The organism is Microbacterium sp. H1-D42, assembly GCF_022637555.1.
Taxonomy (GTDB): Bacteria; Actinomycetota; Actinomycetes; order Actinomycetales; family Microbacteriaceae; genus Microbacterium.
The window spans coordinates 1,488,195-1,509,262 of sequence record NZ_CP093342.1 but is presented as its reverse complement, the minus strand read 5'-3'; the positions used below and the strand labels follow the sequence as shown (position 1 = coordinate 1,509,262).

The 21,068-nt window shown below is 67.9% G+C and carries 21 protein-coding genes; 5 read left to right on the top strand and 16 right to left on the bottom strand.

The annotated features are described in order from the left end of the window. Positions 1-19 precede the first annotated feature (19 nt). From proB to rplU, 4 genes are all read right to left on the bottom strand, one after another. On the bottom strand, positions 20-808 hold the full coding sequence (proB, locus tag MNR00_RS07165) for a glutamate 5-kinase (protein WP_241928465.1): 789 nt from the start codon (positions 806-808) through the stop codon (positions 20-22). Beyond that, a complete protein-coding gene (obgE, locus tag MNR00_RS07160) occupies positions 805-2,304 on the bottom strand; it encodes a GTPase ObgE (protein WP_241928464.1) in 1,500 nt (499 codons plus the stop codon). Before obgE ends, proB begins: the two co-directional genes overlap by 4 nt. A gap of 86 nt (positions 2,305-2,390) precedes the next feature. Then, positions 2,391-2,645, bottom strand: coding sequence for a 50S ribosomal protein L27 (gene rpmA, locus MNR00_RS07155; protein ID WP_241928463.1), 255 nt, complete (start codon positions 2,643-2,645; stop codon positions 2,391-2,393). A 20-nt stretch (positions 2,646-2,665) separates the two neighbouring features. Beyond that, positions 2,666-2,974, bottom strand: a complete 309-nt coding sequence (gene rplU, locus MNR00_RS07150; RefSeq protein WP_241928462.1) for a 50S ribosomal protein L21 — start codon at positions 2,972-2,974, stop codon at positions 2,666-2,668. 214 nt (positions 2,975-3,188) lie between these two features. Here rplU and MNR00_RS07145 point away from each other — a divergent pair, with 214 nt between their 5' ends. Next, complete coding sequence (locus MNR00_RS07145) at positions 3,189-3,464, top strand: DUF4031 domain-containing protein (protein WP_241928461.1); 276 nt, start codon at positions 3,189-3,191, stop codon at positions 3,462-3,464. Here the strand turns inward: MNR00_RS07145 and MNR00_RS07140 are convergent. Beyond that, complete coding sequence (locus MNR00_RS07140; protein WP_241928460.1) at positions 3,420-5,810, bottom strand: Rne/Rng family ribonuclease; 2,391 nt, start codon at positions 5,808-5,810, stop codon at positions 3,420-3,422. The genes MNR00_RS07145 and MNR00_RS07140 overlap by 45 nt on opposite strands. Before the next feature lie 285 nt (positions 5,811-6,095). On the opposite strand from MNR00_RS07140, the gene MNR00_RS07135 reads away from it, so the two are divergent. After that, positions 6,096-6,707, top strand: coding sequence for a vitamin K epoxide reductase family protein (locus MNR00_RS07135; protein WP_241928459.1), 612 nt, complete (start codon positions 6,096-6,098; stop codon positions 6,705-6,707). Positions 6,708-6,779: 72 nt separating this feature from the next. Here the strand turns inward: MNR00_RS07135 and ndk are convergent, their stop codons facing one another. The 9 genes from ndk to MNR00_RS07090 form a co-directional block, all read right to left on the bottom strand. Further along, on the bottom strand, positions 6,780-7,193 hold the full coding sequence (ndk, locus tag MNR00_RS07130; RefSeq protein ID WP_241928458.1) for a nucleoside-diphosphate kinase: 414 nt from the start codon (positions 7,191-7,193) through the stop codon (positions 6,780-6,782). 1 nt (position 7,194) lies between these two features. Then, positions 7,195-7,608, bottom strand: coding sequence for a DUF4233 domain-containing protein (locus MNR00_RS07125; RefSeq protein WP_347271929.1), 414 nt, complete (start codon positions 7,606-7,608; stop codon positions 7,195-7,197). Continuing rightward, positions 7,605-8,957 carry a folylpolyglutamate synthase/dihydrofolate synthase family protein gene (locus tag MNR00_RS07120; RefSeq protein ID WP_241928456.1) on the bottom strand — a complete coding sequence of 451 codons (1,353 nt, stop codon included), beginning with the start codon at positions 8,955-8,957 and terminating at the stop codon, positions 7,605-7,607. The genes MNR00_RS07125 and MNR00_RS07120 overlap by 4 nt, the downstream gene beginning before the upstream one ends. After that, a complete protein-coding gene (gene ileS, locus MNR00_RS07115; RefSeq protein ID WP_241928455.1) occupies positions 8,954-12,331 on the bottom strand; it encodes an isoleucine--tRNA ligase in 3,378 nt (1,125 codons plus the stop codon). The genes MNR00_RS07120 and ileS overlap by 4 nt, the downstream gene beginning before the upstream one ends. 230 nt (positions 12,332-12,561) lie before the next feature. Further along, positions 12,562-13,266, bottom strand: a complete 705-nt coding sequence (locus MNR00_RS07110) for a hypothetical protein (protein ID WP_241928454.1) — start codon at positions 13,264-13,266, stop codon at positions 12,562-12,564. Then, positions 13,263-13,412: a CopG family transcriptional regulator gene (locus tag MNR00_RS07105; protein ID WP_241928453.1), complete on the bottom strand. Its 150-nt coding sequence runs from the start codon at positions 13,410-13,412 to the stop codon at positions 13,263-13,265. The genes MNR00_RS07110 and MNR00_RS07105 overlap by 4 nt, the downstream gene beginning before the upstream one ends. 31 nt (positions 13,413-13,443) lie before the next feature. Beyond that, a complete protein-coding gene (locus MNR00_RS07100; RefSeq protein WP_241928452.1) occupies positions 13,444-14,412 on the bottom strand; it encodes an ArsA family ATPase in 969 nt (322 codons plus the stop codon). After that, positions 14,403-14,687: a cory-CC-star protein gene (locus MNR00_RS07095; protein WP_241928783.1), complete on the bottom strand. Its 285-nt coding sequence runs from the start codon at positions 14,685-14,687 to the stop codon at positions 14,403-14,405. The genes MNR00_RS07100 and MNR00_RS07095 overlap by 10 nt, the downstream gene beginning before the upstream one ends. Positions 14,688-14,690: 3 nt before the next feature. Next, entirely contained in the window at positions 14,691-16,418 is a 1,728-nt protein-coding gene (locus tag MNR00_RS07090) for a carbon starvation protein A (protein ID WP_241928451.1), read from the bottom strand. Between the two features lie 113 nt (positions 16,419-16,531). Between MNR00_RS07090 and MNR00_RS07085 the strand changes: the two genes are divergently transcribed. The 3 genes from MNR00_RS07085 to MNR00_RS07075 all read left to right on the top strand — a co-directional run bounded on the left by MNR00_RS07085 (position 16,532) and on the right by MNR00_RS07075 (position 20,112). Further along, positions 16,532-17,182 (top strand): pentapeptide repeat-containing protein, encoded by a 651-nt coding sequence (locus MNR00_RS07085; protein ID WP_241928450.1) that lies wholly within the window; start codon positions 16,532-16,534, stop codon positions 17,180-17,182. Positions 17,183-17,305: 123 nt separating this feature from the next. After that, a complete protein-coding gene (gene valS, locus MNR00_RS07080) occupies positions 17,306-19,897 on the top strand; it encodes a valine--tRNA ligase (protein WP_241928449.1) in 2,592 nt (863 codons plus the stop codon). Next, positions 19,897-20,112 carry a hypothetical protein gene (locus tag MNR00_RS07075; protein ID WP_241928448.1) on the top strand — a complete coding sequence of 72 codons (216 nt, stop codon included), beginning with the start codon at positions 19,897-19,899 and terminating at the stop codon, positions 20,110-20,112. Before valS ends, MNR00_RS07075 begins: the two co-directional genes overlap by 1 nt. A 14-nt stretch (positions 20,113-20,126) precedes the next feature. On the opposite strand, the gene MNR00_RS07070 is transcribed toward MNR00_RS07075, so the two are convergent. Then, the gene (locus MNR00_RS07070) at positions 20,127-20,348 is read right to left on the bottom strand and encodes a hypothetical protein (protein WP_241928447.1); all 222 of its coding nucleotides are present in this window, start codon (positions 20,346-20,348) and stop codon (positions 20,127-20,129) included. 2 nt (positions 20,349-20,350) lie between these two features. Continuing rightward, complete coding sequence (locus MNR00_RS07065; protein WP_241928446.1) at positions 20,351-20,959, bottom strand: helix-turn-helix domain-containing protein; 609 nt, start codon at positions 20,957-20,959, stop codon at positions 20,351-20,353. Between the last annotated feature and the right edge of the window lie 109 nt (positions 20,960-21,068).

Sequence of the window (21,068 nt, the reverse complement as noted above, 5' to 3'; positions counted from 1 at the left end):
GCGGTCCGCTGCGGCGGGGTCAGCCGGCGATGGCCGGGTCGAACCAGGTGCCGATCGGGGCGCCCTCGAGGGCCTTTCCGACCAGGTCGGCGCTCGTGACGAGCACGCCGATCCCGGAGGCCGCGGCCAAGCGGGCGGCCGAGACCTTGGTTGCCGCTCCCCCGGTGCCGACGCTGTTCACGACGGCGGCGCCGAATTCCAGACCGGCGAGGTCCGAGTCGGCCGCGATGGTGTCGATCGGACGGGCATCCGGGTCGGTCGGCGGCTTGGTGTAAAGCGAATCGACGTCACTGAGCAGCACGAGCGCATCGGCGTTGACGAGCTGCGCGACAAGGGCGGCCAGGCGGTCGTTGTCGCCGAAGCGGATCTCCTGCGTCGCGACGGTGTCGTTCTCATTGACGATCGGCAGGATGCGCAGAGAAAGCAGACGGTCCATGGCACGCCTGGCGTTGCTGCGCGAGGTCGGATTCTCGAGATCGCCGGTGGTCAGCAGCACCTGTCCTGCGACGATGCCGAACGGACGCAGCGCCTCCTGGTAGCGGAAGACGAGCACGTTCTGTCCCACTGCTGCCGCCGCCTGCTGCGTCGCCAGGTCGGTGGGTCGCGCGTCGAGGGCGAGGAACGGGATGCCAGTGGCGATGGCTCCGGAGGAGACCAGGATGACCTCGGCGCCGCGGCGGTGCGCGGCGGTCAGCGCCTGCACGATCATCGGGATCCGCCAGGAGGCCTCTCCGCTGATCGAGGAGGATCCGACCTTGACGACGATGCGCGTGGCAGATGCGAGATCTGCACGGGTCTTCGCCGTCATTCCTCACCCTCGCGGGAGGCCAGACGCTGGGTCTCCAGCTCTGCGCGGGCTGCCGCCTTGGCATCCATCCGCTCGTGGTACTTCTCGCGTCGCTCATTGGTGGTGCGACGGCTACTGCCGCCGATGCGCAGGTCGGTGCCTCGCGGCGCCGACATCAGCTCTGCGGTGGAGGCGATGGACGGCTCCCAGTCGAAGACCACGCTGTTGTCACCGGTGCCGATGACGACGGTGGAACCGGGAGTGGCACCGGCCTTGAACAGCGCGAGCTCGACGCCGAGTACCTCGAGGCGGTCGCCGAGGTAGCCGACGGCCTCTTCGTTCTGGAAGTCGGTCTGCTGCACCCAGCGCACCGGCTTCTCGCCGAGCACGCGGTAGAGGTTGCCGTACGTGCCGCCCTCGACCTTGATCTCGAACTCGGCCCGAGATCCCCGGGGGCGGATGACAACGCGCTCGGCCGGAACCTCGATGGCAGCCTCAGCACGGTGCTGGTCGACGATCTCGGCCAGCGCGAAGCTGAGCGGGCGGAGCCCTTCGTGCGAAACCGTGGAGATCTCGAAGACGCGGAACCCGCGTGCCTCGAGGTCGGGGCGCACCATCTCTGCGAGGTCGCGGGCCTCTGGCACGTCGATCTTGTTCAGCGCGATCAGCTGCGGGCGCTCCAGAAGGGGCTTCTGTCCCTCGGGCACCTCGTACGCCGCGAGCTCGGCGAGGATGACATCGAGATCGGACAGCGGGTCGCGTCCCGGCTCGAGCGTGGCGCAGTCCAGCACATGCAGCAGCGCCGTGCAGCGCTCGACGTGCCGCAGGAACTCGAGGCCGAGGCCCTTGCCCTCGCTGGCACCCTCGATGAGCCCTGGCACGTCGGCGACGGTGTACCGGCTGTCCCCCGCCTGAACGACGCCGAGGTTGGGGTGCAGCGTGGTGAACGGGTAGTCGGCGATCTTCGGCCGAGCCGCCGACATCGCGGCGATCAGGCTGGACTTGCCTGCCGACGGGTAGCCGACCAGTGCCACATCGGCGACGGTCTTGAGCTCGAGGATGACGGAGCCCTCGTGACCGGGCGTTCCGAGGAGCGCGAAGCCCGGCGCCTTCCGCTTGGGAGAGGCCAGTGCCGCGTTGCCGAGGCCACCACGGCCTCCGGCAGCGACAACGAAGCGCTCGCCCGGCGTGACCATGTCGTGCAGGACTTCGCCCTCGACCGACTTCACCACCGTGCCGAGCGGCACCGGCAGCTCGAGCGTCTCGCCCGCGGCGCCGGAGCGCAGGTCGCCGGCGCCGAATGCGCCGTTGCCGCCGTTGCGATGCGGCGAGTGGTGGTACGACAGCAGCGTGGTGACCTGAGGGTCGCCGACGAGGACGATGTCGCCACCGTCGCCGCCGTTGCCGCCATCTGGGCCGCCGAGCGGCTTGAACTTCTCGCGGCGGACCGAGACGCAGCCGTTGCCGCCCTTACCTGCCCGCAGATGCAGGGTGACGGTGTCTACGAACGTGACCATGTCTCTCGTCCTCCGGTCGAAATCGAACGTGGTTATACGCGGAAAGGGCGAGCCGAAGCCCGCCCCGTCCGTGAAGTCTGCTGTGCTTACGCGGCAGCGACGATGTTGACGACCTTGCGGCCACCCTTCGTGCCGAACTGCACTGCGCCCGCTTCGAGAGCGAACAGCGTGTCGTCGCCCCCACGGCCGACGTTCGCGCCGGGGTGGAAGTGGGTGCCGCGCTGGCGGACGATGATCTCGCCGGCGTTGACGGTCTGACCGCCGAAGCGCTTCACACCAAGTCGCTGTGCGTTGGAGTCACGACCGTTACGGGTCGAGCTCGCGCCTTTCTTATGTGCCATGTCCTAAGCCTCTCCCGTGCTTACTTGATGCCGGTGATCTTGACGCGCGTGAGGTCCTGACGGTGGCCCTGGCGCTTCTTGTAGCCGGTCTTGTTCTTGAACTTCTGGATGACGATCTTCGGGCCGCGGAGGTTGCCGATGACCTCAGCGGTCACCTTGACCTTGGCCAGCTTGTCGGCGTCGGTGGTCACCGTAGCGCCGTCGACGAGCAGCACAGCGGCCAGCTCGATCTTGGCGCCCGAGGCAGCCTTGACACGGTCGAGCTGAACGATCGTGCCGACCTCGACCTTCTCCTGCCGTCCACCGGCGCGCACTACTGCGTAAACCACTTCATACCTGTTTCGTTGGGGAGCGGATCGCTCCGGGAATCTCACGGGAAGACTGTTGCTTGCGTTCGTCGCCCTGGCGACGGGTGCGGACGCAAGACTTATCCTGCAACCGTAAAAAGCCGACAGGGGTCTCGCACCAAAGGACAACTTTACCGGATGCTGGCCGATGCCGCAAAGTCAGCGCCGAGGTGTGTCCGAAGCATAGGCTCACCACATGACCATTCTCGTCGATGACCCACTATGGCCGGCCCACGGGCGCCTTTGGGCGCACCTGGTCAGCGACGCGAGCCTGGACGAGCTGCACGCGTTCGCCGCCGCACAGGACATCCCCAGGCGAGCCTTCGACCTCGACCACTACGACGTGCCGGCAGACGCCGTGCCGCGGCTCCTCGCCGCCGGTGCCGAGAAGGTCGGCGGCAAGGAGCTCACACGGCGGCTGATCGGATCAGGCCTGCGAATCCGATCCAGAGACCGGCGCGGTCTGGGCTGAGCCGCCCGAACTCGCCTGGTCGGACGCGTTCGGGGTCAGCATCGCTGTGGTGACGCGACGGCGGTTGCGCCCCTGACCGGGTGCCTTGGGCTCTGGAAGAGCATCGAGCACGGAGTCGAGCAGTTGCTCAGCCTCGCTCCGCGGCGCCTTGCGGTCGCCGCCGCGCTTCTTGCGCGACTTCTTCGGCCGATCGGATGCCGCCGGGACCACGGGGACATCCGATGGCGTCTCCGTCACGGCATCGGGCGCCGGGGCGATGGTCGATGCCGCGATCGCAGCGAGGGCCGATTTCGCGCCTTCGGTGATGCTGTGCGTGCCGCCGTTCGCGCCGGCCTGCTGAGCTGGCGCCGACGGCGCCTGCTGCTGCTGTGACTGCGATGAGCTGCCGCGCGAGCGGCGCCCCTGCGTCGTGTTGGCGCTTCCGCTGCGGTGCTTGACGACCGGGTCGTGGTGCACGATCACGCCACGCCCTGCACATACCTCGCACGCCTCGCTGAAGGTCTCGAGCAGACCGAGGCCGAGCTTCTTGCGGGTCATCTGCACGAGGCCGAGCGATGTGACCTCGGCGACCTGATGCTTCGTGCGGTCACGGCTCAGGCACTCGACGAGCCGGCGCAGCACGAGGTCGCGGTTGGACTCGAGCACCATGTCGATGAAGTCGACGACGATGATGCCGCCGATGTCACGCAGCCGAAGCTGGCGGACGATCTCCTCAGCCGCTTCCAGGTTGTTCTTGGTGACGGTCTCCTCGAGGTTTCCCCCCGAGCCAACGAACTTTCCGGTGTTGACGTCGACGACGGTCATCGCCTCAGTGCGGTCGATGACGAGCGAACCGCCGGAGGGCAGCCACACCTTGCGGTCGAGAGCCTTCTCGATCTGCTCGGTGATGCGGTAGGCGTCGAAGGGGTCGACGTCGTCGGTGTACGTCTCGACCCGCTCGAGCAGGTCAGGGGCGACGCTCTCGAGGTAGGCGCGGATGGTGTGCTGCGCGTCGTCACCCTGGATGGTCATCCGGGTGAAGTCCTCGTTGAACACATCGCGGACGATCTTGACCAGAAGGTCGGGCTCAGCGTGCAGCAGCGCGGGGGCCTGCTGCGAAGCGACCTGCTTCTGGATGTGCTCCCACTGCGAGGTGAGACGCTGCACGTCGCGGGTCAGCTGCTCTTCGGTGGCGCCCTCGGCGGCGGTGCGCACGATGACGCCGGACGACTCCGGAAGCACCTCCTTGAGGATGCGCTTGAGGCGGGCGCGCTCGTTGTCGGGCAGCTTGCGGGAGATGCCGTTCATCGACCCACCCGGCACGTACACCAGGTAGCGACCAGGGAGGGAGATCTGGCTGGTCAGACGGGCGCCCTTGTGGCCCACAGGGTCCTTCGTGACCTGCACGAGCACGCGATCGCCTGGCTTGAGCGCGAGCTCGATGCGGCGCGGCTGGTTTCCCGTCGTCACGCCCTCCCAGTCGACCTCGCCGGAGTACAGCACGGCGTTGCGGCCGCGGCCGATGTCGACGAAGGCAGCCTCCATGCTCGGCAGCACGTTCTGCACGCGGCCGAGGTAGACGTTGCCGATCAGCGATGCGTCCTGGTTGCGGGCGACGTAGTGCTCGACGAGCACGTTGTCCTCGAGCACACCGATCTGGGTGCGGCCGTTCTTGGCCCGAACGACCATCATGCGATCGACGGACTCACGACGGGCGAGGAACTCGGCCTCGGTGACGACTGCACGCCGGCGACCGGCATCGCGGCCGTCACGACGGCGCTGCTTCTTGGCCTCCAGGCGCGTGGAGCCCTTGATCGCCTTCGGCTCGGTGATGTACTCGACTGCGCGCTGACGGTGGCGCGGCTCGTCCTGCATATCATCGCCGTCCGACCCTCGCCGACGACCACGACCACGACGCGACGCTGCGGAACCGCGGTCGTCGTCATCGTCATCATCGTCGTCGTCGTGCTGCGGGCGGGCCGGCAGTGCGCTGAGCACCGGTGCGTGGAAGTGCAGCTGCGTGGAGACCTTCGAGATGAAGACCTCAGGCAGCAGGCCAAGACTCACGGCGGTGAGTGCCTGCGGCTCGGCCTCAGGCTCTGCAAGGACCTCAGGCTCTGGCACGACGACCTCGGCCGCCGGGGCGACCTCGGGTTCGACGGGCACCTCGGGCTCCGTGGCGAGCACGGGCTCGTCAGGTGCCTCAGGCTCCCCTGAAGCCTCTGGCTCCGTCGACGTCACGGTCTCGGCGGTCTGCGGGGCAGCATCCGATTCCACCTCGTCGAGCGCCGCGGCGCTCTCGACTACCGGCTGCGCCGGCGTCGTGTCGAGGGTAGGGGTGGTCTTGTCATCATTCTCGTCGGCCATCTCTGGCTTGCTCCCTGCGCGGGCAATTGCGTGCTCCGCGAAAACTCGTGCGGCGAACTGCGCCGCGAACTCAATCGGCTGCGATCCGCACTGTGGCCGGACCGCGTGGGGCATTTGACCCCGAAGTCTTGTCGATTCGGTCGCGACTGCTCGCGACCTCGTCCTGAGCCATTATCGCACCTCGCAGGCGCGCACGTGGCATCCGGCCTCTTCGAGAGGCTCCGACACGACCGCGCGCGGGCCCATGTGGCGCTCACCCATAGGCGACGCTGGGATAATCACGCCATGACCACGCAGCGTCCCCGATATCTCGGCTACGGAATCTGGCTCATCATCGCAAGCGTTCTGGGGTGGTGGGCCGCCTTCCAGCTCACGCTCGAGAAGTTCTTCCTGCTCGAGAACCCCGGTTCGCAGACGAGCTGCTACGTCAGCGTCATGCTGCAGTGCGACAAGAACCTCGGCTCGTGGCAGGGCGAGGTGTTCGGCTTCTCGAACCCGATCCTCGGCCTCACCGGATGGATGGCCGTACTGGTCGTCGGTGTCGCCGTGGTCGGCGCGGTGAAGTTCCCGCGCTGGTTCTGGGCGCTCTTCGGGCTCGGGGTGACTGCCGCCTTCGCGTTCGTGTGCTGGTTGATCTTCCAGAGCATCTTCGTGCTCGCAGTGCTGTGCCCCTGGTGCATGGCGACATGGGCGGTGACGATCCCGACGTTCTTCGCCACCGGGGTGCACCTGGTGAGAAACGGCACTCTCACGACCTCGGCGACCGCCCGCGCACGCGCGGACCGGATGATGGCCTGGGTGCCCCTGGCGACGATCCTCGCCTACGCGATCATCGTCGCGATGGCGCAGCTGGCGGGCCTCGACCTGCTCGGCGAGGTCGCCGGAATGGTGTTCTGACCGACCACTGAAACCCTTGAAGCAACGAAGAAGGGGACGTCCATCCGGACGTCCCCTTCTTCGTGTGTTCAGTCAGAACCAGATGTTGAGCTCGCGCGCTGCGGACTCCGGGCTGTCGGAGCCGTGCACGAGGTTCTGCTGCACGGCCAGACCCCAGTCGCGGCCGAGGTCGCCGCGGATCGTGCCCGGGGCGGCCGAGGTCGGGTCGGTCGTGCCTGCGAGCGAGCGGAAGCCCTCGATGACGCGGTTGCCGGCGACGCGGATCGCCACAGACGGGCCGGACATCATGAACTCGAGCAGCGGCTCGTAGAACGGCTTTCCCTCGTGCTCGGCGTAGTGCGCCGCGAGGCGGTCACGGTCGGGCTCGACCAGACGCAGGTCGACGAGCGCGTAGCCCTTGGCCTCGATGCGGGCGAGGATCGTGCCCGTGAGACCGCGTGCGACGCCGTCGGGCTTGACGAGGATCAGGGTTTCTTCAGTGGCCATGTCATTCGCTCTCTGTGTGAGGTTCTGCCGGCGGCCCCGCCGGACCTTGTCGGTCGATGCGGGCCCCACCGATCGTCGCATACGCCCACATGCCACCGAAAATCAGGGCGACGATCAGGATGGCGGGTTCCAGGAACGCGCCGAGGGCGACCGCACCCTGCAGCGTCCATCCTGCGGCGATCGCCCAGGGCTTCGTGATGGAGCCTGCGACCACGACGAACGCGACGGCCAGCACGAGACCGCCCACGATCGCCCACCACGGGGCGATGCCCTCGGGCAGCGCCCGAAGGCCGAACACGGTGAGACCGGCGAGCACCACGACCAGCGCCTCGGAGCCCAGCACGATCGAGCCGAGTTTCTGAGCGAGTGTCCGCGGTGCGCGCTGTCGGCGAGGTCCTGCCGTGTCGGCACTCATGCGCGCCACCCCGACTTCCAGTCGTCGGCTTCTGACAGCAGCAGCGCCTCACCGGCGAGCACGATGGATCCGGCGATGACGACGGCACGGCGTTCACCGGATGCCGCCCATTCACGTGCGGCATCTGCGGCCTCAGCCAGCGTCGGGTGCACGCTCGCGCGGCGATCGCGCTCTTCGACGAGGTCGGCGATCGCATCGGCGTCACTGGCCCGGTCGGAGTCGGGCGAGGTCGCGAAGACCTCCGTCACTGCCGGCAGCAGCTGATCGATGATGCCGGCGGCGTCCTTGTCGGCGAAGACGCCGAGCACGAGCCCCCACTCGTCGAAGTCGAAGCTGTCGTCGAGCGAGCGTGCGAGCGCGGCGGCGCCATGCGGGTTGTGCGCAGCATCCACCACCACGGTCGGCGCGATGCCGACCAGCTGCAGGCGACCCGGCGAGGTGGCGCCCTGCAGACCATCGGTCAGGATGTCTGCGGCGATGCGCTGGGTGGCGCCGCCGATCAGCGACTCGACAGCAGCGACGGCGAGCGCCGCGTTGTGCCCCTGGTGCGCGCCGTACAGCGGCAGGTACTCGTCGGCGTAGTCGCCGGCAAGGCCCTTGATCGTCAGCAGCTGCCCTCCGACCGCAAGCTTCTGCGCGGCGAGGCCGAAACTGTCGCCCTCGAACGCGATGGTCGCGCCCCGCTCAGCGGCGACGCGACGCAGCACATCTGCGACCTCGGCCGACTGCTCAGCCGAGACGACCGCGGCACCGTCCTTGATGATGCCGGCCTTGACCTCGGCGATCTCGGCGATCGTCTCTCCCAGTCGGTCGGCGTGATCCAGGTCGATCGGCGCGAAGACCGCGACGTCACCGTCGGCGGTGTTGGTCGAGTCCCACGACCCGCCCATGCCGACCTCGAGCACGAGGACGTCGACGGGGGCATCGGATGCTGCCACGAAGGCGAGCACGGTGAGCAGCTCGAAGAAGGTGAGCGGTGCGTCCCCCGCGCCCTCGAGTTCGGCGTCGACGATGCCGATGAACGGCTCGATCTCGTCCCAGGCGTCGGCGATCGAGCCGTCGGCGATCGGCTCGCCGTCGATCATGATGCGCTCCGTGAAGCGCTTCAGGTGCGGACTCGTGAACAGGCCGGTGCGCAGGCCGTGCGCCCGCAGCAGGCTCTCGATCATCCGGGCGGTCGACGTCTTGCCGTTCGTGCCGGTGATGTGCACGACCCGGTAGGTGCGCTGCGGGTCATCCAGCAGGGTCAGGATGCGCGCGACGCGCTCCTTGCGGGGCTGCACCCACCGCTCCCCCGCCCGCTCCATCAGCTTCTCGTAGACGGCGTCAGCGCGCTGCGTGTCGTTCATGCTGCGTTCCTCTCGTCACGGCTGACGGCGACGTAGAAGCCGCCGCCGTTCGCGTAGGTGCCCGGTGCGACGAATTCGACGTGCTCGGGTGCCACCCCGAATGCGATCGGATGCCAGACCTCTCCAGGCGCGTCAGCGGGCAGCTGCACCTCGCGGCCGATCACCTGCAGACGGTGCTCGGTGGCGAGTGTCTCCTCGGCGACGCCGGCCGTCTCGAAGGCTGCCGCGACTGCGTCGGCGTCCTCGGCCGAGCTGAACAGCAGGTCGAGCCGGATGCGGTCGCTGACGTCGAAGCCGGCCTTCTTGCGTGTGTCCTGCACAGCGCGGATCACGTCGCGGGCCAGACCCTCGGCCTCGAGCTCGGGCGTGGTCGCCGTGTCGAGCAGCACGAATCCGCCTGAGGGCACGATGGCCAGCGCCTCGCCCTCGGGGCGACCAGAGGTCTCAAGCACCAGCTCGTACTCGTGCGGCTCCAGGGTGATGCCGTCGGCCGTCACGACGCCTGCCTCTTCGGTCCAGAAGCCCTCCTTGGCGGCGCGGATGACCTTCTGCACCTCCTTGCCCAAACGCGGGCCCGCAGCACGGGCGTTCACGCTCAGACGGTGGCTGATGCCGTAGTCGACGGCGGTGCTCTCCCCCTGCTGCACGAGCTCGACAGCCTTGACGTTCAGCTCGTCGCGAAGGATGCCCTCGAACTGGGCGAGATCCGCAGCGAGGGGCGACACCACCGTGAGCCGAGCCAGCGGCAGGCGCACGCGCAGCTTCTCCTTCTTGCGCAGCGCGTTGCCCACGCTGGAGAGCTCGCGGACAGCATCCATGGCGTCGCGCACATCGTCGGCGGTCGGGAATGCGTCGGCATCGGGCCAGTCGGTCAGGTGCACGCTGCGTCCGCCGGTGAGGCCCTGCCAGATGCGCTCGCTGATCAGCGGCACCAGGGGCGCGGCCACCCGGGTGAGCGTCTCGAGCACGGTGTAGAGCGTGTCGAACGCCTCGGTGGAGCTGCCCTCCCAGAACCGGTCGCGCGAGCGGCGGATGTACCAGTTGGTCAGCACCTCGGCGAACTCGCGCAGACGCGCGGATGCCGTCGTGGAGTCGAGTCCCTCGAGGTCGACCCGCACGTCGCGGACGAGGTCGCCCAGACGCGCCAGGATGTAGCGGTCGAGCACATCGGTCGAGTCCGTGCGCCAGGTCGCCTCGTAGCCATCGGCGGATGCGGCATTCGCGTAGGTCGCGAAGAAGTACCACGAGCTCCACAGTGGCAGCAGGAACTCCCGCACGCCGGCGCGGATGCCCTCCTCTGTCACGGCGAGGTTGCCGCCGCGGAGCACCGAGCTCGACATGAGGAACCAGCGCATGGCATCCGACCCGTCGCGGTCGAGCACCTCGCTGACGTCCGGGTAGTTGCGCAGCGACTTCGACATCTTGTACCCGTCTGAGCCGAGCACGATGCCGTGGCAGCTCACGCCGGTGAAGGCGGGGCGGTCGAACAGGGCGGTCGAGAGCACGTGCATCACGTAGAACCAGCCGCGGGTCTGCCCGATGTACTCCACGATGAAGTCCGCAGGCGCGTGCGCGTCGAACCAGTCGTGGTTCTCGAATGGGTAGTGCACCTGCGCGTACGGCATCGATCCGGAGTCGAACCACACGTCGAACACGTCCTCGATGCGGCGCATCATGCTCTTGCCGGTGGGATCGTCGGGGTTCGGGCGCGTCAGGTCGTCGATGTAGGGGCGGTGCAGATCGACCTCACCCTCGGGGTTGCGCGGCAGCGTGCCGAAGTCGCGCTCGAGGTCTTCGAGTGACCCGTACGCATCGACGCGCGGGTACTCGGGGTCATCGCTCTTCCAGATCGGGATCGGCGAGCCCCAGTACCGGTTGCGGCTGATCGACCAGTCGCGCGCGCCCTCGAGCCACTTGCCGAACTGGCCGTGCTTGACGTTCTCGGGCACCCAGGTGATCTGCTCGTTGTTCGCGAGCATGTCGTCCTTGATGTCGGTGACCCTGATGAACCAGCTCGACACGGCCTTGTAGATCAGAGGGTTGCGGCAGCGCCAGCAGTGCGGGTACGAGTGCACGTAGCTCTGCTCGCGCAGCATCCGACCCGCGGCGCGCAGCAGCCGGATCAGCGGAGTGTTGGCATCCATCCACAGCTCGCCGGCAACGTCCGACACGGCCGAGAGGAAGCGTCCGCCGTCATCGAGCGAGATGATCGTCGGGATGCCTGCGGCGCCTGTGACCCGCTGGTCGTCCTCACCGTAGGCCGGGGCCTGGTGGACGATGCCGGTGCCGTCGGTGGTGGTGACGTAGTCGTCAACGAGGATGCGCCAGGCGCTCTCGGTGCCCCAGGTCTCGGTGTCGGCGTAGTAGTCGAACAGGCGGTCGTAGTGGACGTCCTCGAGCGCCGCGCCGCGGTGCGTCGCCTCGACGGCGGCGAGCGCGTCATCCGCCGACTCGTAGCCGAGGTCCTTGGCGTAGCCGCCGACCAGGTCGCGAGCCAGCAGGTAGCGGTGCGCTGCGCTCTCGGCGACATCATCGCCGGCGACGATGTCGGCGGCGCCGTTCGGGCCTGCCGGAAGCACGACGTAGTCGATGTCGGGTCCGACGACGAGGGCGAGGTTGGTCGGCAGGGTCCACGGCGTGGTCGTCCAGGCGAGGGCGCGCACGGCCGTGAGACCGAGCGCTTCGGCCTTGGCACCTGTCAGCGGGAACGTGACGGTGACCGATGGATCCTGACGGTCCTGGTAGACGTCGTCGTCCATGCGCAGCTCGTGGGCACTGAGCGGGGTCTCGTCACGCCAGCAGTACGGCAGCACACGGTAGCCCTCGTAGGCGAGACCCTTGTCGTAGAGCGTCTTGAACGCCCACAGCACGCTCTCCATGTAACCGAGGTCGAGCGTCTTGTAGCCGCGCTCGAAGTCGACCCAGCGTGCCTGGCGTGTGACGTAGTCCTCCCACTCGCGGGTGTACGCGAGCACCGAGCTCTTCGCCTTGCCATTGAACACGTCGATGCCCATGGCCTCGATCTCGCTCTTCTCGGTGATGCCGAGCTGCTTCATGGCCTCGAGCTCTGCCGGCAGACCGTGCGTGTCCCATCCGAACACGCGGTCGACCTTCTTGCCGAGCATGGTCTGGAACCGCGGGAAGACGTCCTTGGCGTAGCCGGTGAGCAGGTGCCCGTAGTGCGGCAGGCCGTTGGCGAACGGCGGGCCGTCGTAGAAGACCCATTCGTCGGCGCCGTCGCGCTGCGCGATCGACGCGCGGAACGTGTCGTCGTTCTTCCAGAACTCGAGCACTTCCTGCTCGATCTCGGGGAACCGAGGGCTCGGAGTGACGGCGGCGGGGCCGAAGGCGGTGCCTGAGCGCGGGTAGGTCATGTTCGTCTCGCAGTGATCGTGTCGGATGCTGCTGCGAGGACGACCCGTGCTGACGCGCGGACCGCGGTACCACCTCACGTGCTCTCGGCCTGTTGACCGGGAACCTCTCTCACTGCGGCCATGACGGGCCTGCCCCGCTCGGTTCTACTTGCCTCCGCAGAAGCGTTCTTCCGAGAGCTCCCCGGTGATGGCCGGATCAAAGCTTGTCGGGCCAGTCTACGGCAGAGCGATCAGTCCGCGCGGTGGTAGCCGTACAGGTCGTCCTGAACTCCGTTGATCCAGACCTCGGGGTCGTCGATGCGGATCGTGCGCGCGTAGGCCTCATCGACGACGGATGCTGAGAAGCCGGCATCCGAGAGCCGCTCGGCGAATGCGTCGAGATCCCCTCGAGCGAGGAAGCTGAGTCCGATGCCTGCGCCGCTTCCGGTGTCACGGCCGGATGCCGAGTGCACGCCCACCGCGCCGCCGCCTTCTGCCTGCAGTTCGACCCAGCCGCCGCGATCCGCGGCCAGATCGGCCTGCAGCCCGAACGCCTCGAGGATTCCCCTGGCCTCGGCGATGTGGTCTTGGAACCAGATCGGCTGCACCGACACATCGCCACTGGTCGCACGCGCTCCCGCCGACGCACTGATCGTCACGCCGGACGCCGCGCGGACGACCAGGATGTCGCCGACGCCGTCCAGGTGCGTGCGCTGCGCGTCGCGGCCGGCGAGAGCGCGCTGAGCGGTGTCGAGATCGTCGACCAGCAGGTGTAGGTCGGTCGTGCCGTCGGCGTACTCCGGCGTCTCGGCGTGGATGGCGAGCACTCCCCCGCCGTCGAACTCCGCCCAGCCGGCCTCAGGCGGAAACGGCGCCACCAGCCCGAGGACTGCGGCGAGCGCATACCAGCGAGGTTCGTCGCGTGCGTAGACGATCTGCTGCACCGTGACTGTCACGAGTCCACTCCGTCCAGGTACTCGCGCAGCGCGCGTTCGACCAGAGCGGAAAGGCTGGAGCCCTCGTCGATCGCGCGGTGCTTCACCGCACGTACGAGATCCTGTGGCAGGTAGACGTTGAACTGCGCTTTCGGCGAGTCTTGCATGCTAGCAATCTATCAGCGTAGTCGTGAGGTGTCAGCCGGCCGCCTCGAGCAGATCGGCGACGTGTGCGATGGCATCCGAGCCGGTCAGCTCCCCCGGCACCAGCGGCACTTCGAGGATCATCACGTCCGGCACCCGCTCACGGACGCGAGCGAGGTGCGCGTCCTCGCCCATTCGGCGAGTGCGCAGCAGCTCGCCGGCATCTGCGGGCGAGCGTCGGTTCGCGATCAGCGCCGCCACCTCGACATGCATCGCGCGCAGACTGTCGACCACATCGAGGGTCTCGGCCACGGGCAGCGCCTCGGCGGTGAACACCACGACGAAACCAGTGCGCTGCGAATCGCCGATCGCCTTCTGCAGGGCGTCGAAGCGATCGCGTCGCCGTTGCAGGGTGCGTCGCAGCTCGGCTTCACTCGTGCCCTCGGGGTCATCCCGTCCGGTCAGGCCGCGCATCGCCGCCGAGAATCGCTCGGAACGGTCGCGGTTGCGCAGCAGCGTCTCCGTCCATCCCGCCAGCTGGCCAGGCAGGGCCAGCAGGCGCAGCGTGTGCCCTGAGGGCGCGGTGTCGAAGATCACGGCGTCGTAGTCCGTCTGCCCGAGCTCCGCCAGTTCGGCGATGCGCTCCAACACAGCCGATTCGTGACTGCCCGGGGCTTCGCGCGCACGCTCAAGGTGCGCCCGCGCGGCGCCGTGCTGCTGTTCGGGCAGCAGCCGCATCATGGTCTGCTCGACGGATGCCAGATGCCGCTCGATCGTGGCTTGCGGGTCGATCTCGACACCATCGAGTGCACCGTCGTCGAACGTGGCGAGCCGCACAGGCTGGTCGCCGACGTGCCGTTGCCACAGGTGACCGAGGTTGTGGGCGGGGTCGGTCGAGACGACCAGCACACGCTCACCAGCCCGGGCACGGGCGAGAGCGACAGCGGATGCCAGTGAGGTCTTGCCCACCCCTCCTTTGCCGCCGATGAACAGCATCCGACGGTCGAGGTCCTCTAGCAGCATGAGACGTGGTCCAGGGGTGATCGAGGCATGCCCATGCGGCGATGCCAGTCGTGAAAGTCGGTGGCCAGCAGCGGCATCAGCTCAGCGCTGTAGTAGGCAGCCGGATCGGGCACGCCGAGCGCCTCGCCGAGGACGATCAGTGCGAACAGGTCGTCCTCATCGCGCCGCTCACGCGCGAGGGTCTGCCGGTAGGGGCCCGCGTAGTACTCCGCGAGCCCCTGCCGGATGGCGGTCCAGCGTCGTCTTAGACGCTGGACCGCCTCAGGGTCGAAAATCACTCAGACCTCTTCGCGCACCGCCTGCAGCTCAGCATCCTCATGCTCGAGCTCTGGCGGGTCGTTGGCCGCCTTGCGCATCGCAATCGCCGCCTCGATCGCCACCCACACGCTGGAGGCGATGATGATGATGTCGAGCACCAGCAACAGCCAGTCCGGCTGCGCCGGGTTGGCGAATGCCGCAAGCTGCTCGATGGCCGCCCAGAACGAAAGCACGAAGACGAACACCAGCGGCAGCAGCGCCGGCAGCGGGTTGCGCCGCTTGCGGATCAGCATCACGGCGATGATCGACAGCGTCAGAGCCGCCATCAACTGATTCGTCGTGCCGAACAGCGGCCAGATGCGCAGGCCGCCGTCGCCGCCGAGCCCCTGCGAGAACGTCAGGCCGAGGCCCACCACGACGACGATGATCGTCGCGGGCACCTTGGTGATGCGCACCTTCATCGACACGCCGATCTCCTGCACGACGAAGCGCAGCAGACGCATGCCGGTGTCCATCGTGGTCGCCGCGAAGAGCACGGCCATCGTGGCGAGCACCGTGGCGCTCAGCGACGCCGGCAGTCCGAGACCGGCCTCCATGATCGCCCCACCGCCGTTGACGAACGCGGTCACACCGCCAGCCCCGAAGGCACTGTAGACCTCGTTCCACTCGGCGACCGTGCGGAAGCCGGCAATGACGGCGAGGATGGTTCCCAGCGAGAGCAGGCCCTCGCCGACGGCGCCGAAGTAGCCGACGAAGCGGGCATCCGTCTCCTTGTCGAGCTGCTTCGAGCTGGTTCCTGACGAGACCATGCCGTGGAATCCCGAGATTGCACCGCACGCGATGGTCACGAACAGCAGCGGCACCATGCTGGGCGTGCCCTCCGGCACGGCCGTGTTGATGGCCGGCGCCACGATATGCAGTCCTTCCGCCGAGAACAGCGTGGCTGTGAGCACCGAGCCGAACAGCAGGATGAGGCCGACGAACAGCTGCACGCCGTTGATATAGTCACGCGGCTGCAGCAGCACCCACACGGGCAGCAGCGAAGCAATCGCACCGTATACGAACAGGGCGAGAATCCAGAAGGTCGCCGGCCCCATGCCGAGGAAGTCATCGGGGAGGACGACCGGCACCCTGTCGCCGAGCACGATCAGCGAGTAGAGAGCGACGACGCCGACGATGGTGACCGGAATCAGGTTCCAGCGCAAGCGGTACACCGCCACGCCGACCAGCAGCGCGACGACGATCGCACCCCACGTGGGGATGACTGCCGTAGGAGTGCTGATCAACAGGTTCTTGATCACGACGGCGAACGCCGCGATGACCATCAGCAGCAGCAGGAAGATGACGACAAGGAACAGGCTCGCGCCGCGCTTGCCGATGTAGCGCTCCGACAGCGCGCCGATCGAGCGGCCCTTGTTGCGGTTGGACGCCCACAGGGCACCGAGATCGTGCATGCCGGCGAAGAACACCGTCCCGATGGTGACCCACAGGAATGCTGGCAGCCATCCCCAGATCACGGCGATCGCGGGCCCGACGATGGGCGCCGCACCGGCCACGGACGTGAAGTGGTGACCCCACAGGATGAACTTGTTGGTCGGCACGTAGTCGACGCCGTCGTTCAGTTCATGCGCCGGGGTCTTGAACGCGCGGTCCAGGCGGAAGATGCTCTTCCCCAGATAACGGGAGTAGAAGACGTATCCGGCGGCGAAGATGGCCAGCCCGATCAACATCAGAAGGACAGGGGACATAGGAGTGTTGTTCCTTTCCAGCGGTGACGTCGTCGTGAACCGCCTCCTCCAACGTAGCAAGCCTGGGAGAATGCTGATACTCGAGCGTCGGTGGCCGGGCATAGTCTCGCGGGATGGCTCGCTCGACTGACTCGCTGATCGCTCCCCGTGTCTCCCCACCCGACCTGCCCGACGTCCTCAGCCCCGCTGTTCCCAGACGTGCCGCCGATCTGCTCGCGGCAGAGGTTCCCCTGCGCGGCGACGTCGATCTGGCGCATTCCTCGCTCGAGCAGTGTCGGATCACGGCCGACGCGGAGGGCGTCGACCTGACCGGCGCGACGCTGCTCGATGTCGAGATGAGCGCGCCGCGCATCGCCTCGCTCACGATGCGGGATGCCACCGTGCGTCGTCTGCGGATCGTCGGCGGCCGGATCGGAACGCTCGATCTGAGCAGTGCACGCGTCGCCGAACTCGAGCTGACAGATGTCCGCGTCGACTACCTCACGCTCGGCGGCGCTCGCGGCGAGGACATCCTCGTCACCGGCTGCACGCTGCACAGCCTCGACGTCCCGCAGGCGGAGCTCACCAGGGTGCGCTTCGAGAACTGCCGCGCCGACGAGGTCGACCCCCGCGGGATGCGCGCTGCGCACGTCGATCTGCGCGGCCTCGATGCAGACGCCTTCCTCGACGTGAACAGCCTGCGAGGGGTGACCATGTCGCCGTTCCAGGTGCAGCTGCTCGCACCGGTCATGGCGGCCGGCCTCGGCATCCGACTGCGCGACTGAACGGCCTGCACTCCACCCGGCCCCGGCATCCGCCCCGCTCGCACGCACCCCGGTAGACTGGGCGGACAACCCACACTCAGGCACGCTCACACAGTGCCGCACACATCGCTCGAGGAGACCTCCATGTCCAGCATTCCCGACAAGCCCGCACTCGAAGGCCTCGAAGCGAAGTGGGGTGAGAACTGGTCCGAGCAGGGCACGTTCCGCTTCGACCGCGCCGGCGCGAGCGCATCCGGCCGCGACAGCGTCTACTCGATCGACACGCCCCCGCCGACGGCGTCGGGCAGCCTGCACATCGGCCACGTGTTCTCATACACGCACACCGACATCAAGGCGCGCTTCGAGCGCATGCGCGGCAAGAACGTGTTCTACCCGATGGGCTGGGACGACAACGGCCTTCCCACCGAGCGTCGCGTGCAGAACTACTACGGCGTGCGCTGCGACCCCTCGCTGCCCTACGACCCCGACTTCACTCCCCCGTTCGAGGGTGGCGACAACAAGTCCTCCCGCGCGGCCGACCAGCTGCCAGTGAGCCGCCGCAACTTCATCGAGCTGTGCGAGAAGCTCACCGTCGAGGACGAGAAGCAGTTCGAGGCGCTGTTTCGCCAGCTCGGTCTGAGTGTCGACTGGACCCAGACGTACCGCACCATCTCGGACGACACGATCCGGCAGAGCCAGCTCGCGTTCCTGCGCAACCTGGAGCGCGGCGAGGCCTACCAGTCCCTGGCGCCGACGCTGTGGGACATCGACTTCCGCTCGGCGATCGCGCAGGCCGAGCTCGAGGACCGCGAGCAGCAGGCCGCTTACCACACCATCGAATTCCCCTTCGCTGACGGCTCGGGCTCGATCGCCGTCGACACGACGCGCCCCGAGCTGCTGCCGGCGTGCATCGCGATCGTGACCCACCCCGAGGGTCCGCACAAACACCTGATCGGCACGAAGGTGCGCACGCCGTTCTTCGATGCCGAGATCGAGATCCACGGCCACCACCTCGCCCTGGCGGACAAGGGCACCGGAGCCGCGATGGTCTGCACCTTCGGTGACGTGACCGACATCGTGTGGTGGCGCGAGCTGCGCACCACCGCGGGCGAATCGCTGCCGAACATGACGACGATCGGCCTCGACGGCCGCTTCCTGCCGGATGCCCCGGCGTCGGTGGGCGACGCCGACGCGAGCGCCTGGTACGCCGAGAACATCGGCGGGAAGACTGTGTTCAGTGCACGCAAGGCCATCGTCGAGAAGCTGCAGGAGACCGGCGACATGACGGCCGTGGGCAAGCCCTTCAGCCACGCGGTGAAGTTCTTCGAGAAGGGCGACCGTCCGCTCGAGATCGTGTCGACGCGCCAGTGGTACGTGCGCAACGGCGCCCGTGACGCCGAGCTGCGCGACACCCTCATCGAGAACGGCAAGCAGCTCGCCTGGCACCCCGACTTCATGCGCGTGCGCTACGAGAACTGGGTGGGTGGCCTGACCGGCGACTGGCTGGTCTCGCGCCAGCGCTTCTTCGGCGTGCCGATCCCGATCTGGTACGGCCTCGACGAGAACGGCGAGCGCGATTACGACCGCGTGATCACTCCGGCACACGACCTGCTGCCGATCGATCCGACCAGCGACGTGCCGGTCGGCTACACGGCCGATCAGCGCGGCGTGCCGGGCGGATTCGACGCCGAGGCCGACATCTTCGACACGTGGGCGACCTCATCGCTGACCCCGCAGCTCGCCGGCGGCTGGGAGCGCGACGAAGAGCTCTGGAACGCCGTGGCGCCGTTCGACCTGCGCCCGCAGGGTCAGGACATCATCCGCACCTGGCTGTTCTCGACCATGCTGCGCTCCACTCTCGAGGATCACCGCTCTCCGTGGCGCAACGCCGCGATCAGCGGCTTCATCGTCGACCCCGACCGCAAGAAGATGTCGAAGTCGAAGGGCAACGTCGTCACCCCGGCCGACATCCTCGACAAGCACGGCTCGGACGCGGTGCGGTACTGGTCGGCGTCGAGCCGCCTCGGCATGGACGCCGCCTTCGATCCGCAGAACCCCACACAGGTGAAGATCGGCCGCCGTCTGGCGATCAAGATCCTCAATGCGGCGAAGTTCGTGCTGTCCTTCCCCGTCCCCGAAGGGGCGCAGGTCACGCACGCGCTGGACGCATCGATGCTGACGACGCTGGATGCTGTGGTGCGCGACGCGACTTCGGCGTACGAGAACTACGACCAGGCCAAGGCGCTGGAGATCACCGAGGCGTTCTTCTGGACGTTCTGCGACGACTACCTCGAGCTCGTCAAGGAACGCGCCTACGACCAGACCGACGTGGGCCAGGCATCCGCCGCCCTCGCGCTGCGCCTGGCGCTGTCGACGCTGCTGCGCCTGCTCGCCCCGATCGTGTCGTTCGCGACCGAAGAGGCGTGGTCGTGGTTCGAGGAGGGCTCGATCCACACGGCTGCCTGGCCCGCGCCACTTGGTATCGACGGTGACACCGCGGTACTCACCGCCGCCAGCGAGGCGCTGATCGGCATCCGCCGAGCGAAGACCGAGGCCAAGGCCTCGCAGAAGACCCCGGTGACCAGCGCGACGATCGCGGCCCCGGCCGCGAAGGTGGCGGCGCTGCGGGCTGCCGCCGACGACCTGCGCGCCGTGGGTCGGATCGCCGAGCTGTCGTTCGCGGATGCTGATGAGCTGACCGTCACGGACATCGTGCTCGCCCCGGTGGAGGCGTGATGCAGCTCGGAACGCGCTGGGCCACGGGCACACAGCCGCCGGCATCCGTGCCCGCTGAACTGCGCCCCGCGATCGCAGAGGTCGAGGCACAGGGCCTGACCGGGTACTGGACGCTCACCTGGCTGGAGGGCCGTCCGATCGCCGAGCTCGATGCGGGCTGGGAAGTCCTGCTGACAGCATCCGGCGACGTCATCGCACGTCCGTTCCAGGACTGATCCCGGCCTCTGCGTCAGGGACGCGGGCGCGAGCCGATCGACAGCAGCGCGATGTCGAGGGCCCGAGGGTCGTGCCTGCGGGCGTGCTGCTCGCGCAGCAGGTCCAGGGCGATCTCGCGACGCTCGGCGCGAGCGGCGATGCGGGAATCCACGTAGCTGCTCAGCGAAGCGGCGATGCCCTGGAGGCCGCGCTCGAGGCGGGTCGGGGCGACGAGGTGAAGTGTTGCAGCGGTCATGATCACTCCTTGGGTGCGAGGCCGCGGCTGCTCGCCGCGGGAAGATCGAAGATCTCGGCACGCAGCGAGACGCGCCTGGTGTCGGAGCGGCCCTCCTGGCCGCTGTAGCGCTCGACCGCGGCATCCACCACCGCGCTGAGCTGGTCCTTGAGCTCGGTCATCTGCTCAGGGGTGAGATCGAGCATCGTCGTCATGACGAGCCCGGCGTCCTTCCACTCCTCCGACTGCTCGTCGGCGGGTCGGTTGAGGTAGTCCATCAGCGTCTGGTGGCGCAGACGGAAGAACTCCGCGGTGACGATCTGGGCCGCTGAGCGGTTCGCCGGCGACATGCTCTCGTCGGGTCCCGGCAGGTTGATGCGACCCTTCGGACGTTCCCACCAGCGCTCCCGCCCTGTGCCCTTTCCCGGCACCTCGCGGATCAGATCGTGTGCGGCGAGGGCACGCAGGTGATAGCTGGTCGACCCGGAGGTCTCGCCGATCAGCGTCGCGAGCGAACTGGCCGTCTGGGCACCCCGCTCACTGAGCAGGTCGTAGATGCGCACCCGCAGCGGGTGCGCGAGAGCCTTCAGTGCGCCTGCGTCGAGGGTGCGTCCCTGCTCGTTGTTCGTCATGCATGCAAAGATACTCTTGCAAAGACTTCTTTGCAAGCAATTCTTTGCAAAAGTTTGTCTGCACGCCTCGCCGATGGTGAGAACCCTCTCATCTGGCGTTATCCGCGCG

Bases quoted from the DNA above. Each gene is read 5' to 3' on its own strand.
- proB (WP_241928465.1), bottom strand. From the start codon at position 808: ATGACGGCGAAGACCCGTGCAGATCTCGCATCTGCCACGCGCATCGTC.
- obgE (WP_241928464.1), bottom strand. From the start codon at position 2,304: ATGGTCACGTTCGTAGACACCGTCACCCTGCATCTGCGGGCAGGTAAG.
- rpmA (WP_241928463.1), bottom strand. From the start codon at position 2,645: ATGGCACATAAGAAAGGCGCGAGCTCGACCCGTAACGGTCGTGACTCC.
- MNR00_RS07145 (WP_241928461.1), top strand. From the start codon at position 3,189: ATGACCATTCTCGTCGATGACCCACTATGGCCGGCCCACGGGCGCCTT.
- MNR00_RS07140 (WP_241928460.1), bottom strand. From the start codon at position 5,810: ATGGCCGACGAGAATGATGACAAGACCACCCCTACCCTCGACACGACG.
- MNR00_RS07135 (WP_241928459.1), top strand. From the start codon at position 6,096: ATGACCACGCAGCGTCCCCGATATCTCGGCTACGGAATCTGGCTCATC.
- ndk (WP_241928458.1), bottom strand. From the start codon at position 7,193: ATGGCCACTGAAGAAACCCTGATCCTCGTCAAGCCCGACGGCGTCGCA.
- MNR00_RS07125 (WP_347271929.1), bottom strand. From the start codon at position 7,608: ATGAGTGCCGACACGGCAGGACCTCGCCGACAGCGCGCACCGCGGACA.
- MNR00_RS07120 (WP_241928456.1), bottom strand. From the start codon at position 8,957: ATGAACGACACGCAGCGCGCTGACGCCGTCTACGAGAAGCTGATGGAG.
- ileS (WP_241928455.1), bottom strand. From the start codon at position 12,331: ATGACCTACCCGCGCTCAGGCACCGCCTTCGGCCCCGCCGCCGTCACT.
- MNR00_RS07105 (WP_241928453.1), bottom strand. From the start codon at position 13,412: ATGCAAGACTCGCCGAAAGCGCAGTTCAACGTCTACCTGCCACAGGAT.
- MNR00_RS07100 (WP_241928452.1), bottom strand. From the start codon at position 14,412: ATGCTGCTAGAGGACCTCGACCGTCGGATGCTGTTCATCGGCGGCAAA.
- MNR00_RS07090 (WP_241928451.1), bottom strand. From the start codon at position 16,418: ATGTCCCCTGTCCTTCTGATGTTGATCGGGCTGGCCATCTTCGCCGCC.
- MNR00_RS07085 (WP_241928450.1), top strand. From the start codon at position 16,532: ATGGCTCGCTCGACTGACTCGCTGATCGCTCCCCGTGTCTCCCCACCC.
- valS (WP_241928449.1), top strand. From the start codon at position 17,306: ATGTCCAGCATTCCCGACAAGCCCGCACTCGAAGGCCTCGAAGCGAAG.
- MNR00_RS07075 (WP_241928448.1), top strand. From the start codon at position 19,897: ATGCAGCTCGGAACGCGCTGGGCCACGGGCACACAGCCGCCGGCATCC.
- MNR00_RS07070 (WP_241928447.1), bottom strand. From the start codon at position 20,348: ATGACCGCTGCAACACTTCACCTCGTCGCCCCGACCCGCCTCGAGCGC.
- MNR00_RS07065 (WP_241928446.1), bottom strand. From the start codon at position 20,959: ATGACGAACAACGAGCAGGGACGCACCCTCGACGCAGGCGCACTGAAG.